General features: G+C 50.3%; 7 protein-coding genes. 5 read left to right on the forward strand and 2 right to left on the reverse strand.

Features of this window, described 5'->3' with window-relative positions; all coding sequences use genetic code 11:
* Window positions 1-65: 65 nt before the first annotated feature.
* From OGY68_RS14950 to lapD, 5 genes are read left to right on the forward strand one after another with little or no spacing between them, the layout of a single operon-like run.
* A complete protein-coding gene (locus tag OGY68_RS14950) occupies window positions 66-2258 on the forward strand; it encodes a putative bifunctional diguanylate cyclase/phosphodiesterase (protein ID WP_003825843.1) in 2193 nt (730 codons plus the stop codon).
* Window positions 2251-3183, forward strand: coding sequence for an amino acid ABC transporter substrate-binding protein (locus OGY68_RS14955; RefSeq protein WP_057068082.1), 933 nt, complete (start codon window positions 2251-2253; stop codon window positions 3181-3183). The genes OGY68_RS14950 and OGY68_RS14955 overlap by 8 nt, the downstream gene beginning before the upstream one ends.
* A 7-nt stretch (window positions 3184-3190) precedes the next feature.
* Window positions 3191-4060, forward strand: a complete 870-nt coding sequence (locus tag OGY68_RS14960; RefSeq protein WP_239693072.1) for a transporter substrate-binding domain-containing protein — start codon at window positions 3191-3193, stop codon at window positions 4058-4060.
* Between the two features lie 2 nt (window positions 4061-4062).
* Complete coding sequence (gene lapG / locus OGY68_RS14965; protein WP_065772026.1) at window positions 4063-4755, forward strand: cysteine protease LapG; 693 nt, start codon at window positions 4063-4065, stop codon at window positions 4753-4755.
* Between the two features lie 9 nt (window positions 4756-4764).
* Window positions 4765-6699 (forward strand): cyclic di-GMP receptor LapD, encoded by a 1935-nt coding sequence (gene lapD, locus OGY68_RS14970; RefSeq protein ID WP_057068076.1) that lies wholly within the window; start codon window positions 4765-4767, stop codon window positions 6697-6699.
* 77 nt (window positions 6700-6776) lie between these two features.
* On the opposite strand, the gene OGY68_RS14975 is transcribed toward lapD, so the two are convergent.
* Together OGY68_RS14975 and OGY68_RS14980 are read right to left on the reverse strand one after the other, a co-directional pair.
* A complete protein-coding gene (locus OGY68_RS14975) occupies window positions 6777-7052 on the reverse strand; it encodes a hypothetical protein (RefSeq protein WP_048236656.1) in 276 nt (91 codons plus the stop codon).
* A 62-nt stretch (window positions 7053-7114) separates the two neighbouring features.
* Window positions 7115-16204 carry a retention module-containing protein gene (locus tag OGY68_RS14980; protein WP_149617918.1) on the reverse strand — a complete coding sequence of 3030 codons (9090 nt, stop codon included), beginning with the start codon at window positions 16202-16204 and terminating at the stop codon, window positions 7115-7117.
* Window positions 16205-16412 lie beyond the last annotated feature (208 nt).

Below are 16412 nucleotides of genomic sequence, written 5' to 3' on the forward strand. Positions count from 1 at the left end.
TCCATCAAGTAATAGCAGAAATTAATTTTAGTATCGAATAATCTTTTCAGGAATTAACATAATCCGTGGCAAAGTCTCTGTTTTCCCTTAAAGCAATAAAAGGGTGGCAACATTCAATCACTGGCAAAATAACGCAATTCTTGCTGGCGGGTATCGTTATTGCGTTTAGTGCTGGCGCGTTTACCAACTGGAGCCTGATAGATAACTTTTCTTATCAGCAGTGGGTACAGCGGGCTGAAGCGAATGCACAGATTATGACCTACATCATCCGCAACGTGTATACCACCGTTTCGGTCGAAACCAGCGATGCAGGGCAGATATCCCGCATTGTCTCCGACAGACAGATTGGTGACACCGACTCTATTATGCAAACCGGTTATAACCCGGTTGACGTTCTGGCACTGGCCTCAGTACAGACCCATAGCCCCACCTGGTTGTTTCTGTATACGCCGGAAAAAGGTTTTGTTGGCATCAACAACAAGTCAGAAGAGGGTGATGGGATCATCTCTTTCCCCGGTCGTCTGCCGCGCGATGTGCTGGGTAACTACTATGTTGGCTTCGCCCAAATTAATGGCGAAGAGTGCTTTATCAGCGCCGTTCCTATTTTGACGCCTTCAGGTGAGATCCTCGGTAGCCTGATAAGCAGCATTGGTAAAAAAAGCGATCTCTACGCCACCTACGATGCGATGCTGAAAAAAAGCAGTATCATTTTTGTCCTGATTTTGCTGGTAACGCTGGCACTGGTCACGATGTTTATGCGCCGTTTATTCCGTCCGGTTCCGCTGCTGATTAACTCCCTTACCCGCATCGCCCATGAAGAGACGGACTGTATAACGCCCTATCTTGATCAGGACGATGAGATTGGACATCTGGCCGGGGCGATTGAAAAATTGCGCGTCGCCATGAAAGAACGCGGCTATCTGCAACGAATGCATGAAATGTCGCAAAAGATGGAGCATATGGCCCATCATGATTCACTGACCGGATTGCCCAACCGCGTTTCGTTTGGCCAGGCGTTAGATAAACGCGTCAGTGAAATCCATCAGGACGAAAAACCATTTAACCTGCTGTTGATTGACCTCGACAACTTCAAACCAGTAAACGACACCTTTGGTCATAAAGCGGGCGATGAGCTGTTAATCAGCGTTGCCCAGCGCCTGCAGCTCTTGCTGGGACCTAACGATATCGCAGCGCGTCTGGGCGGTGATGAATTCGCCATTCTGCAACATGTCAGCGATAACGCCATCAAAGAAGCGAATCGGCTGGCGAAGCGGATTATTCGTGCGCTGAGCACCCCGTTTACCTGGAGCACGCATACTTTTTCCATCAGCTGCAGTATCGGTATCACCACCGCGCCGTATCAGGGCAATAATACCTCGACGTTGATGATCAATGCCGACCTTGCCATGTACGCCTCAAAACATCATGGCCGGGGTTGCTTCCATTTCTTCGAAGACGGCATGGTGATGAAGCATACCCACAGTCTGTTTATTAATCAGGAAATCATCGATGGTATTGATAACAAGGAATTCGAGCTTCATTACCAGCCGATCATCAATCTGGAAGATGAAAGCGTATATGGCTACGAATCGCTGATACGCTGGAATCATCCCACCAAGGGTCTGATTTACCCTGATTATTTTATCAACATCGCCGAGAACTCCGGTCTGATTGTCCGTTTGGGCGAATGGATTATTCGTCAGTCCTGTGAAGCCGCTGCCAAATGGCCGGAGCGTATCAGGGTAGCCGTCAATATATCGGCCTACCAACTGCACAGCCCAGGACTGGTTGACGTTATCAAAGATGCGTTACGCATCAGTCAACTTTCAGCCGAGCGCCTTGAAATAGAAATTACCGAATCCGAAAAGCTGGATAAGTCGATTGCCTTGCCCGTGCTGCAAGAGATTCGCTCTCTGGGCATTGAAATCGCGATGGATGATTTAGGCACCGGCTACGCGGCGCTGGATTATCTGCTGATCTATCCTTTCACTCGCATCAAGATTGCGCGCACGCTGGTCGATAAGCTCCAGCAAGATAATGCCAGTCAGTATTTGATTGTGATGCTGATTCAGTTTGCCCATAAGTACAATATGTCGGTCACCGCTGAAGGGGTAGAAACCGCGCAGCAGCGTGACATTCTGCGCGACATTGAGTGCCAGAATGTTCAGGGCTATTTCTTTAGCTATCCGCTGCGCGAGCGTGAAGTGCTTTCCGCATTTGCCAAAGAGGTCATTGAAGAAGGACTGTGCAATGTCTGACTTCTTTCGCCAGGTAAAGCGCATGCTGACGATTTTTGCCCTGTTAATAGTTTCAGCAACGCCATGCTTAGCAGGCTCAGCCCTGCCGTTGCACACGCTGGAGCAAATCGCCAGCAAGAAAAGCATTACCCTTGGTTATCAGGATGATGCGTTTCCTTTCTCCTGGCAGAATGGCAACGTACCTGCCGGCTATTCCATTGATATTTGCAACAGTATCATCAGCGCGCTCAAGACAAAACTTCAGCTTAAAAACCTGAAGGTTGAGTGGGTAAAAGCTAACTCGGCATCGCAGTTTGTCCTGATTAAAAATCACATGGCAGACATCATGTGTATCCCGGCCTTTTATTCGAAAAGTCGCCACAGCATTAGCGAGTTCTCGCTGCCGTTTTATTTTTCAAGTACCCGCTTCGTCATGCGTAAAAATGAAAGCAACGACAATCTGGCAGAGCTTTCCGGACATAGCGTACTGGTAAAAAGCGGCACGATTTACGTTGAGCAACTGCAAAAAGTGAATGCCGCCAATGACCTGGATATTAATATTCAACTCGATACCAACAACATTACCGCCTTCAATGAACTGAAGAATGGTGAGTATTCTGCACTGATCTCCAGTACGGTTTTACTCAAAGGGATGATCGCGCAAACGCCTAATCCTGGAGACTATAAACTTTCCGACATTGCGCTCAGCGCCCCGCTACCGGCCGGCTTGTTACTCCCGTTACACGATAAAGAATTTAAAGAATTTGTTGATGGCACTCTCTCCTCGCTGATGGCCAGCAACGAATTTACTGCGCTGTACAATAAATGGTTTCAGTCACCGATCCCGCCGAAAGCCATTAATTTAAACATTCCCATGTCAGATAACCTGAAAGCATTAACGTCTGCTAAAAAGAAGATCAGTTTTGATTATGAAAAATATAATTAATCGTGAGATGACAAGGGTGAACCGCATAGTGCAATGGCTGTTTTTACTGGCAGGCATCGGTATCACCCCCTCGCTGATGGCGCAGCAGAACGCCGCGACGCTCGATCATATTCAGAACAGCAGCGTGCTCAACGTGGGTTATCGCCAGCTGCCACCGTTTTCTTTTACTGACCACAATGGCAAAGTCACGGGTTATACCATCGCGGTATGTAACATGATTGCCGATAAGTTGCGCCAGTATTTGAAGCTCAACAGCTTAACCATTCATTATATCCCCGTGAATTTTGCCGAACGTTTCTCCGCATTAAACACACGCAAAATAGATATGGACTGTGGTGTAAATACCAATGCGCCGGAGCGGACCTCCAGCGTTTCATTTTCGCTCAACTACTACACCGCGAAAATGCGCATCATCTCTTTGCGTAAAAATAATATAAATTCAATTGCCGATCTAAAAGGACGCACGGTGAGTCTGACCGGTAGCTCCAAAGATTTGCTGGAATTTAATAAAGCCAACAGAGAGCAACACCTTAATATTTCAACGATTACCACCACCACCATAAACGGCGCATTTGAGAAAATGGCGCATAATGAATCCGCCGCTTTCTTTGTCGATGACATTCTGGCCTGGCCGCTGATTAATCATAGCGAGCAACCTGAACTGTTCAGCGTCTCTTCTGAGAGCATCGGCAATGAGATGCACTATGCCATTATGATGAGGAAAAACGATCCGCAGTTTGTGACGTTTGTTGACAGTACGCTGACAGATTTTTTTGCCTCGCCGGCCAACGTGCAATTACGTAAAAAGTGGTTGTCCCCCTGGTCCTGCGAAAAGCTGAAAAACCCGTCACCGGGCAGTTGCCAGCATAGCCATTGAACATTATCCGCCGCTGCTTACGCCACCGCCTGCTACGCCTGTGGAAAATCCCCGGGGCGCTGCTGCTATTGCTGTCAGTCCATTCGCTACGCGCGGCCTGGGATTTTGCCAATATTCAACAAAAGTCCGATGCGCTATATGGCCCGGCAACACCAGAAGCGCAGCAACGGATCCACGCCTGGCAACAGCTTCTGCTCCAGTTGCGTAATGCTGACGAGCAAACGCAATTACGCGCTGTAAACCAATTCTTTAACGATAAAATCCGCTATACCGAAGACATTGATGTCTGGCATAACGTCGATTACTGGGCAACCCCTATCGAGTCGCTGCGCAAGGGTGAGGCAGATTGTGAAGACTACGCGATCGCCAAATATTTCACCCTCCGCCAGTTGGGAGTATCCGAAGACAAACTTCGCATCACCTATGTTAAAGCCCTGCGTTTAAACCGCGCACACATGGTGCTGACCTGGTACGCCACCCCTGAGGCGATTCCTCTGGTACTCGACAGTCTGACCAGCACTATTTCTCCTGCGACGCAGCGCATGGATCTATTACCCGTCTACTCCTTTAACAACACCGGCCTTTGGCTTCCCGGCAATCAAAACAATAAACGCGTTGGGGACAGCAAGAGGCTTTCTTGCTGGCAGCAAGTTTTCACCAAAATGCGGGAAGAAGGCTTCCCGATGGATAAATAGGAATCGCCCGTGTCTCTTTTTAAACAGTTACTTCTGGCAATCTCTCTCTTTATGATGGTTGTGTTCAGCGGCAATTTTATTGTGACGCTGGAGAGTTCTCGCAATCAGTCCAATAACCAACTCCTTTCACATGCCCAGGATGCCGCAACGGCGCTAGGCGTTTCGCTGACGCCCAACGTCAACGACCCGGCAATGATCGAGCTGATGGTCAGTTCCATTTTCGATAGCGGTTACTACAAAAAAATCCGCATCGTCGATCTGGCAAACGGCAAAATAATGCTTGAGCGTAGCGCGGTAGCGACAATTCCCGACGTTCCCGGTTGGTTCGTCGATCTGGTGGATGTCACCCCGCAAACCGGTGAAGCAACGATTATGCGCGGCTGGCAGCAGGCAGCTCGCGTGGAAGTGACCAGCGATCCTATCTTTGCCGTGCAGCGTCTGTGGGACAATACCTTAGGCAATCTGTTGTGGATGCTGTCCTGTAGCCTTGCCTGCTTAATCGCCGGTATTCTGCTGCTGCGCAAACTGCTGCGCCCACTCAATTACATGGCAAAACAATCCGAAGCTATTACCCGTCGCGAGTTTCTGACACTCCACGAGTTACCCAAAACGCCGGAATTACGCCGCGTTGTAGGCGCCATGAATTTAATGGCAGCTAAGCTTAAATCGTTATTTGAAGAACAAGCTATCTACAGCGAACGCCTGCACAATGAAGCTTATCTCGACAGCCAGACCGGGGTAGCCAACCGCCGGGCATTCGATATGCAGCTCCAGGCGCGACTGAGTGATGCCGATACGGCACCAGGATATCTGATGCTGGTTCGCGTTCAGGATTTAGGTGGCCTGAATCAGCGCTTTGGCGGACCGCATACTGATAAGCTGTTGCTCAACATCGCCAACCTGCTGAACGCGCACAGAGAAAAGTATGCCCCTCTCGACAGCACGCTCGCCCGCATTCGCGGCGGTGAATTCGCCCTACTCTGCCCTGGCGTGACGCACGGAGAAATGCTGGAGCTGTGTAATTCATTGTCTCAGAAACTCACGGCCTTTTACGCTACTGGAATGTCAGACCAACAGCCGGTTGCCTATACCAGCATGGTGCCATTCAGCGCCGGAGAAAATGCCCAGTCATTGCTGATCCAGGCCGATCGCCTACTGGTTGAAGCGGAAACACACACCAACCATCAGGTCGTTCCTACCACCGAAATACCTGCAGCTACAGAAGATCAGCATTTGTGGTTTGTTCGCCTGGAGCATGCGCTGACAAATCAACAGTTTCAGTTGGTTTATCAGCCGGTGGTCGATTGCCGCCAGCCGGACAAAATCCTACATTACAAGGTGCTGTCGCGCATTATTGATGAGCAGGGTAACGCCATTACCGCGGGGCGGTTCTTGCCGTGGATCCACCGCTTTGGCTGGAGTCATCGCCTCGATAAAGCCATGTTGAAACTGACATTGAACCAGTTGAAAACCGCGCCCGGAAAATTGGCGTTGAGTATCTCCGGCAGTTCTGTCGCCAGTGCGGCCGCCACTGCTGAGCTACTCACCCCGCTGCGCTATTCACCGAAATTAGCCAGTCAGTTGATTCTGGAACTGGATGAAAATCAGTTACCCGGTCCCCATCAGATGGCGGCATTTGTTAAAACCGTCGGTCAGCATCGCTGCTCGCTGGGTCTGCAACACTTCGGCAGCCGTTTCGATATGATTGGTCATCTGTCGCAATGGGGTCTTGCCTATCTGAAAATCGACAGCAGCTATATCCGCAAAATTGATGAGGAAAATGATAAGCGTTTGTTTATTGAAGTATTGTGCAGTGCCACGCGCAGTATTGATTTGCCGCTCATTGCCGAGCGAGTTGAAACGGAAGGTGAGCTTATGGTGCTGCAAGAATTAGGGATTGATGGTGCAATGGGGCAATTATTAGGTGAGCCCGCGCCATTGTGATAAAACTGGCGTCTTGATACGCCTTTGTATAGCCGGATGGCGCTACGCTTATCCGGCCTACAAACTGCCTGCATCAGCTAAAATATACGATCATCGTTGCCAAGCAGTTGTTCTAACCCGCCAAGTTCCTGGCGCGCGTTCGCGCGATTCATTAATTTAACCTGCGCCATCGCTGGAAGATCGGTAATAGCAATCACGCCTTTACGGATCAACAGGTAAATCAAATCGTCGAGCACGCGAACCATCTCCAGGTCGCTTTTTTGCAGCATCGCTAAAGCCTGCTGGTTGTCATTTTCAGGACTTTTTGCCACGCCTTCTGTCTGCACGTTTGCAGCAGATGAATCAGAGTTCATATCAGTGCCTTTTCATTTTGCATGATGCTGCTGCCCTGTTTACACAGGGCAGCAGGCAATCGTTAGTGAGTGTGGTTTTGATCGGGTTTAGCAATCAGGTGATCCAACGAGTAGGTCGGAGAATGCAGATCGCCGCTTGCCGGAGTAGACAGCGCGGTATCTATTCCATGCGCCACTTTTGCCGGACTGGCGATCAGGTGATGATCGCCGCCGCTTTGAATGTACTTCGCAATATCCACGCCTTCATGCAGTTCACGGGCCAGATCGCTGAGATCGACTTTTTCAAGCACGCCCTTCGCCTTATCGTCAGCACTGAGCACCGCTGTCGCCTGACCGTGTCCGGTCGCTGCTGGTGCATAAGACAGAGATAATGCGTTATCGTCGAACAGGTTATGCAGCGCATGCTGTATCGCAGCATGATTCCCTTTATCCACCGTATGCCCTTTCACTGGTGCAGGCTCGTCCATCGTCACGTTCAACGTTTGGCTATAAGGCGTAATATTACCGTGGTTATCATGCGCCTCGACCAATACGTTCACACGGTTATGACCGGCACGGAATGCGGAGGTATCGGCCTCAATGTCATAGGTCAACCCATTAATGCCCTGATGAAGAATGGCATCGTACTGATGACCATTTACCAGCGCTTTAATATGATCGCCATCATGCACATCACCGCTCACGCTGCCGGTAATATGCGTGACGGCGTCCTGTGATTCCGCACGTGAAATATGGTTATCCCCGGTAACCTTATCGACGATAAGCGTGGCGTCTGCCTGCTGATCAACCGAATAGCTGTGGGAAGTTGTCTGTGAATATGGGTTGCCCGGCGTATCATGACCTTTAACCTCAACCGAAAATGTGGTGTTCACTTCCATGATATGACTGTCCACATCTACGTGATAAACCCGATCGCCATTGCTCTGCGTATCTACCGAACCGGTAAACTCCTGACCGCCAATTTTTAGTTTGATCGAATCCCACACATCTACATCACCGCCAAGATGTCCGGTTACCCTCACCGTCGCTCCCTGGAGTTCCTGATGATTAAGCACGTTATCTTGGGTGACATTATCAATATCCATCGTTCCCGCAGCGGTTCTGTCGATGGTGATGATCTTACTGGTATCGATTCTTCCATGGTTGCCGGAATCATCGTGGGCGATGACATGTGCGGTAATATTTTGATCGTGGAGCAGGTCGGCCGTACTGGCCTCAACGCTGAACACCTTGCGACCACCGCTGTCTTTCACATAGGCAACCAGATCTTTACCGTTAACCGTGACAGTCACCTGATCGCCAAAGTCTACATCTCCCGTCACATAACCGCTGATGATGGTTTTCGCTTGCTGCGTTTCTACATTATTCAGCACGTCGTCTGCCGTCACATCATCCAGCATAATGGTGGCATTCAGTTGCGTGTCGATAGTGACCGTTTTGTCGTTCTCGGCGCGCATTGGGTTCAACGCCGAATCCTGCCCTTCCACGCTGACATGAATAGTTGGATTATTTTGCAGCCCGGTCGTACTCACCAGCGTTGTGTAACCCAGTTGACCATTCATATGCGGTAGCTCAATAACTGTCGTATCGACTGTTACGCCATCGACCGTCACTGAAACTTTATCGCCGACATGTACATCCCCATCAACTCTACCGCTGACCTCGACGGTACCGGCCGCCACTTCATCGGCATTGATAATATCGTCACCGCCGACGGTATTGATGGTAATGCTGCCAGTTGTTGTTGTATCAATCTTATAGTTTTGAGTGAAGCTGCCCGGTTGAAGGTTACCGTGATCGTCGTATCCGGTTACTTTCGCAACAATAGCGGTGTCAGCTAATAAATCATGCATATCGATATCAACAGAATAGTGTTTATTAGCATCAACTGTTGCCGAATAATCGTGTCCGTTTACCTTCAGCATCACACTGTCCCCAGGATGGACATCTCCTGATACCGAACCGGTCACAGTCATTTTACGCGGCTGTGATTCAAGCTTATTCAATATATTGTCATTGGCAATTTTATCTATTGTGACGCCAGCTTCAGCAATCAGATCAACCACAATATGGCTGCTGGCAGAGGCACTTCCCTGGTTGCCATGATCATCTGTCGCCGTTACCGTCGCGACAATATCCGGGTTATTGTGCAGATCGTTAATACTGACCTCTTTCGACCAGCTCAAGTGACCGTGTTTATCATCATGCACTACCGCAGTCAGCGTATTGCCATTGACCTGCAGGCTCACCACGCTGCCGTCATGGATCCCTTCACCGCTGACCGTACCGCTGATAGTGGTTTTACCGCTTTGCGCCTCGGCAGCATTGATAACATCATCACCAGCAACCTTATCCATCGTTATCTGCAGCAGGTTATCCGTATCGACAGTGATGGTTTTCTGCACCGAATCTGTCGCTGTTCCCGCCTTGATGGAGACATCAAACGTTGGATGCGCCTGCAGTTCACTCGTCGGCACATCCACTTCGTATGCCAGTTGTCCCGGCATCGTTGGGATAGTCATGACGTGCCCTGTGTACTGCACATGATTTATGGTGACAATAACATCGTCCCCGGCCTGAACGTCGCCGGTGACCAGACCACGAATTGCCGTCGTTCCTTTTTGCGCTTCATCGTGGTTGAGAACATCATCGCCTGCCACTTGATCAACGGTGAGATGCACGGTCGGTTGGTGCGGCGGTGTGGTGCCAGTACCTGTTGTCGACGGGGTGTGCATACCATAAGGAGTATTGGCTGGAATAAAGGTATTGGTTACCCACGGAAGATCGATAAATTTATGTTCTACTGCTGTCGCCGTATTGCCATGATCATCATGGGTGGTGATGGACACGGTGATATTGCCGTTGTTATTCCAGTCCTGAAAAAGAATATCTAGCGTGTAACCCAATTGCCCATCAGGGAGGGTAATAACATGTGTTTCCAGGTGCGTGTTGTTACCCACATCAACTGTAACTAAATCATTAAGCTTCGCGTCTGGGGTAACATGCCCTGTTACCGTCACAAATTCGGGGCGGTCTCCAGCGGGTAGCGCCATGCCTTGCCAGCTCAACGCAGAATCAATCGTTATCCCGGCATCAGCAACGGTATCAACCAGCACCGGCATATCATCGTACCCACGCGCGATGTTACCTGCGTCGTCTTTTGCCGTCACTTCAGCATGAATATTCGGATCCATGAGCAGATCTAAGGTCGAAACCTTTGTACTGAATACATGCTGACCGTTTTGATTTTCCACCCGCGCAAAATAGGTCTGATGGTTGATGGTCAGTTCAACCATATCACCGATTTTGACATCCCCGCCTACCGTCCCCGTAACCGTCGTTTGCTGCTTCAGGGCTTCGTCGTGGTTAATCACCGCATCACCGCTATCGGTAACAATCGGATCAATATGCACAATCGCGTCAATCTTATCGTCAATGTCCACGGTACTGTGCGCATCTGCCGTCGCATTATTACCCGCCGCATCGGTAGTGGTGATTGTTGCAGTAATATGCGGATCGTTTTGCAGCCAATGCGTATCCACCTTGATGGAGTAACCCAACGTTCCCAGATTCGGCAGGTCCACCACTATAGCATCAACCATATGGCCACCAATATTCAGGTGCACCACATCATCAATTTTCGCATCGCCACCGACTGTACCGCTGACAACTGTCGTCTTTTGCCCCAATTCAATCTTATTCAATACATCATCGCCCGTTACCGGATCGATAGTGATAGAGGCCTTCGCGTCAGCGTCCAGCGTAACGGTATGATGCGCTGTAATTTGTGCATGGTTCAGGGCATCGTCCGTGATATCCATGGTGACGTCGATATGCGGATCGGCAACCAGATCGGCCGTAGCAACGGGTACGTGGAAACCCATCTGATGATTGCCACGATCTTCCACCACCCCGGCATAGTTGTGGCCGTTGATGGTCATGGTGAATGAATCGCCCGGATGAACTTCACCGCTCACCGTACCGCTCACTATCGTATAGCCATGCATTTGCTCAGCAAAGTTCAGCGTATTATCCGGCGTCACGGCATCAATGGTTATCTGCGCATCCACACGGGTATCGATAATAACGGTGGTTTCTGCATTGGCCGTGGCCGGATTGCCCGCACCATCGGTGGTGCTCACCGTCGCGGTTAAATGCGGATCGGAGATCAGGTCTGCGGTGCTGACTTTAATGCTGTAGCCGAGAACCCCGCCCCCCACATCATGCACTTTCCCTGTAAGAACGTGACCATTAACGGTGAGGTAAACGACGTCATTTACGTGAACATCCCCTGCCACTTTCCCGGTTATCCAGGTGAATGGCTGTTTTGATTCATCGCCATTGACCATGTTATCGCCAGTAACGGGATCGATCGTCAGCATTGCCTTAGCATGTAAATCAACCACCAGATCGTGCGATATCTCCGCTTTCTGGAAATTATGCACATTATCTTCGCCGACTACGCGGGCCACGATATGCGGGTCTTTGACCAGATCGCGGCTCAGAACGTCCAGCTTATATCCCAGCGCATTATTATGTTCCGGGAGTCGCTGAACAGTTGTGTCGTAAGTATGGCCGTTGACGATAACCTGAACTTTAGTCCCTACATGCACATCGCCCGAAACCGTCCCCATGATCTCAGTGAGGTGTTTCGCGGCTTCTGCGCCGTTCAGCTTGTCATCGCCCGCCACCGTATCAACGGTGATTTTAGCCGCGGCATGGTTATCAATATGTACATCATGGGTTGCGGTGGTAATGACCTCATTTTCCACCGCATCGTGGGAGATAACCGTGACACTCACGGTCACATTTTTATCCTGGTTGCCTTTGTTATCGCTGAACGCCGTTGAGTTGACCGGGACCTGATAGCCTAAATGACCGCCTCCAAGATCAATCACCTTGCCGTTAAACGTCTGGTGATTGATTTCTACGATCACCGCATCGCCAATCTGCGCGTCACCGCCCACCTTACCGCTGATGAGCTGCATCGGCGTATCCAGCTCAAGATGGTTAAGTTTGTCGTCATCAGTGACGCTATCAATAGTGACGGTACTTTGCGCCTGGGTATCCAGCGTAACGGTTCGATGCTCCACCGCCACCGCCTTGTTGCCCGCTGCATCGTGACTGACCAGCGTCACCATCACGTCGTTGCTGCCTTCCTGCAACACACCTGTTGGAACAAACACTTCGTAGCGCAGAACGCCGTGATCGTTAACCACCGTGCCGCTAAAGTCCTGTGTTTGCCCCTGTACGTGGACGGTAACCACATCGCCCGCTTTGGCATCCAGGCCTTTTGCGATACCGCTAATCAGCGTCGGCATGCGGTTTTCAATGGCGTTCACCACATCATCCGACGCGACTACATCCGTCGTCACCACGTTTTTGGCAAAGTTATCAATATGAACTTTATGGCTATCGGTAGCGATGGCAAGGTTACCCGCCACATCATGAGAGGTGACAGTGACGTGCACATCGACATCCGTCAACACATGGACGCTATTGTTCGCAAAGGCCGATGAGTCCACATCAATGCTGTAACCCAGATGCCCGTTACCAAGGTCAATGACCCGGCTATCGTACTGATGACCATTAACTTCGAGTTGAATGGGATCGCCGACCTTCGCATCTTCACCATCAACGATGCCGGTAATGCGCTGTGTCGCCGCGGACAGTTCCTGGTAATTGATAACATTGTCTGTAGCAATGTTATCTAGCGAGATAGTGTTTTGCGCATGAGTATCAAGAGTGATAATACGGTGCGACTCACTGGTCACTTCATTGCCCAGCGCGTCATGGCTGACCAGCGTCGCGACCACCGCATTCTTTCCTTCATGCAAGGTTCCATGCGGCAGAACCACTTCATAGCGTAACTGACCGTTATCGTTGATCACCTTGCCGTCAAAGTCTTGTCCACGAACCCTGATAGTTACCGCATCACCCTCCCGGGCATCACCACCGGCTACGATGCTAATAATCGTCGGCATCCGGTTTTCATTGGCGTTCACCACATTGTCCGTCGCCACTGCGTCAATCTTAATGGTGTTTTCCGCGTAGTTATCGATATGAACTTTATGGGAATCAGTCGCGATCGCCAGGTTTCCCGCTGCGTCATGAGATGTGACCATCGCGGTAATTTTCACATTCGTCAGCACATGGCCGCTGTTATCAGCAAATGCTGAAGAATCTACATCAATGCTATAACCCAGCTTACCGCGACCAAAATCAATCACCTTACCGCTGTACTGATGGCCATTTATCTCTAGTAAGACAGGATCGTTTATCTTTGCATCCTCACCACCAACGAAACCGGTAATGGTCTGTTTAGCCGCAAGTAGCTCTTGGTAATTCAATGTGTTATCGGCAGTGACATCATGTATACGGACAGTATTATGTGCCTGAGTGTCTAACGTGATGGTGCGGTGTGCCAGCGCGGTAACTTCATTTCCCACCGAGTCATGACTGACCAACGTCACCACTACGTCGTTTTTACCTTCCTGCAAGGCCGTCTTCGGCAACGCGACTTCGTAGCGCAACTGCCCGTTATCATCAACGATTGTTCCGGCATAGTTTTGCCCATGGACGCTGACGGTGACCGTATCCCCCGCTTTGGCATCACCGCCGGCTGCACCGCTAATCAGTGTTACCATGCGGTTCTCAATGGCGTTGACTACGTCATCTGTCGCTACCGCGTCGATACTGACCTGATTGGTCGCAACGTTATCAATGTGCACGATGTGGGTGTCGGTGGCGATCGCCAGGTTACCCGCCACATCATGAGAGGTGACTGTGACCTTCACGTCCACGTTACCGTCGACCGGTACGCTGTTGTTGGCAAAGTCTGCGGTGTTTACCGTGATACGGTAGCCCAGCGTGTTATTGCCTAAATCGATTACCTCCCCCCGGTACAGGTGACCGTTAATTTCGAGTTGAACCGGATCGCCAGGTTTAGCATCTTCATTGCTGCCAATTGTGCCGGAGATCACCTGGTTACGTGTGTACAACTCACTACGATTCAGGGTGTTATCACTATCTACATCATTGATTGTCAGCGAGTTGTGCGCTTGAGTATCGAGCGTGACGGTACGGTGCGCGAGCGCGGTGACTTCGTTACCCGCCGCATCGTGGCTGACCAGCGTTACCACCACGTCGTTTTTACCTTCCAGCAGCGTTCCTTTCGGTAATGCCACTTCATAGCGCAACTGACCGTTATCATTGACCACCGTTCCGGCATAGTTTTGCCCCTGTACGCTGACGGTGACCGCATCGCCCGCTTTGGCATCACCGCCTGCCACACCGCTAATCAGCGTGATCATGCGGTGTTCAATCGCGTTGACCACATCATCCGTCGCCACCGCGTCAATGTTGACCTGATTGGTCGCAAGATTATCAATGTGCACGCTGTGGGTATCGGTGGCGATCGCCAGGTTGCCCGCCGCATCGTGAGAGGTAACCGTGACCTTCATTTCCACGTTACCATCAACCGGAATGCTGTTATTGGCAAAGTCGGAAGCGTTAACCGCAATACGGTAGCCCAGCGTATTGTTACCGAGATCGATCACCTGACCATTGTACTGATGGCCGTTAAGCTCCAGTTGTACCGGATCACCCGCTTTCGCGTCTTCCCCGCTGACGGTTCCGGAAATCACCTGGTTACGCATATACAGCTCAGCACGATTCAGGGTGTTATCTGTCGTGACATCATCAATCGTGAGGGCGTTATGTGCCTGGGTGTCCAGCACCACGGTGCGGTGCGTCACAGCAGTGGCTTCATTACCTACTGCGTCATGGCTTACCAGCGTCACCTGCACATCGTTAGCCCCCTCTTTGAGAGTTGCGGAAGGCACAACGATTTCATAGCGTAGCTGACCATGATCGTCGAAAACCGTGCCGTGAAACGCTTTGCCCTGAATGGTCAACGTGACCGGATCACCCGCTTTCGCATCACCGCTGGCAATGCCAGAAATAATGGTCGGCATACGAAACTCATTAGCGTTGACGACATCATCATTCGCCACCGTTTCAATGGTCACGGCATTTTGCGCATACAGGTCGTTATCGACATGATGATCCGTGGAAACAATGGTGGTATTTCCTGCGTCGTCAGTAGAGGTTAACGTGGCGTGGATGTTCGGGTCATGCAGTAACCCCAAGGTCAGTACCGGGATGGTATAAGTCAGAGTCCCATTTCCGGGGTCGGTAACAACACCGGTATATTCTTTACCATCAACCAATAAAGTAACGATATCGCCGGGTTTAGTATCGCCGCCGACCGACCCGTGGATCAGGGTTTGCGGTTGACGCGACTCTTCGTAGTTAATGAGGTTATCCGGCGTGACGTTATCAACGGTAATGTCGATGTGTGGTCCGGTAATATCAATCAGCGCATGATCAAAACTTTCTGCCGTTCGTCCCGTCACATCGGTGGCTATTGCCACCACTGTTACATTTCCCGGGACCAGTCCCCCCAGATCGGTATCAATATTCCAGTGCCCGTTGCTCACCGGAACAGTAACGGTGAATGTGTTTTTTTGGCTATCGGTGAAGGTGAGTGTGATGTGATTTTGATTACTGGTGCCGCTTAAATGGGTCTGATGGAATTCGCTTTTGTTAATGAAACCGTCGTTGCCGGCAAACTCGGTAATTTGTACCTCAGGCGGGAAAACACTCGCGGAACCTGCGGTAACGCCCCCTATCGGCAGATTGATATCCCAGTTCGGGCTTCCCAGACCTTTGGTGTTAAAACCTGCTGTCGGATCAACCACCTGCCCGGTCAATTCAAGCTGAACCAGAGTGTGCCCCCCGCCGCCACCTTCTAATGTTACCGGTGCTTCATTACCCGCCGCGGTGGCTTCCAGCACCTGCGTCGGGTCAGCGCCATCGGCAATGGCCTTTTGTGCGGCGGCAATATCCTGAGCACTACTTTCCGGATGATGGCTGACCTGTAGCCCGTGCTCACCCCAATGGCTATTACGGCCTATATCCAGCGTTTTTCCGTCTGGTAAAGAGATACTTACCGCGCCGCTGGCACCGGTCACAATTTCTTCACCGCTATATACCCTGTCGCCTTCATGAACCAGTCGTTGTGCACCATTGGCATCAACTACGTAAACCTGTCCAATAATTGCTTTGATCACACCGAGTAATTTGCTCACCGTAACCTCACTTAATTACCATCATTATTTTTATAAACTCGTTAATACATTAACGAACAAATATCACATTCAATTAATGTAAACATTAATATCTCAATGTAGAAAAAAACACATTTTATAGAATGCAATTACATGAGACTTGACTGGCAAATGAATATAATAAAAAATAACCAAAAATAAAACACGATGTGACAAAACATGTCGCTGA

Origin of the sequence: Citrobacter sp. Cpo065 (assembly GCF_030332805.1) — a bacterium.
GTDB lineage: Bacteria > Pseudomonadota > Gammaproteobacteria > Enterobacterales > Enterobacteriaceae > Citrobacter > Citrobacter portucalensis.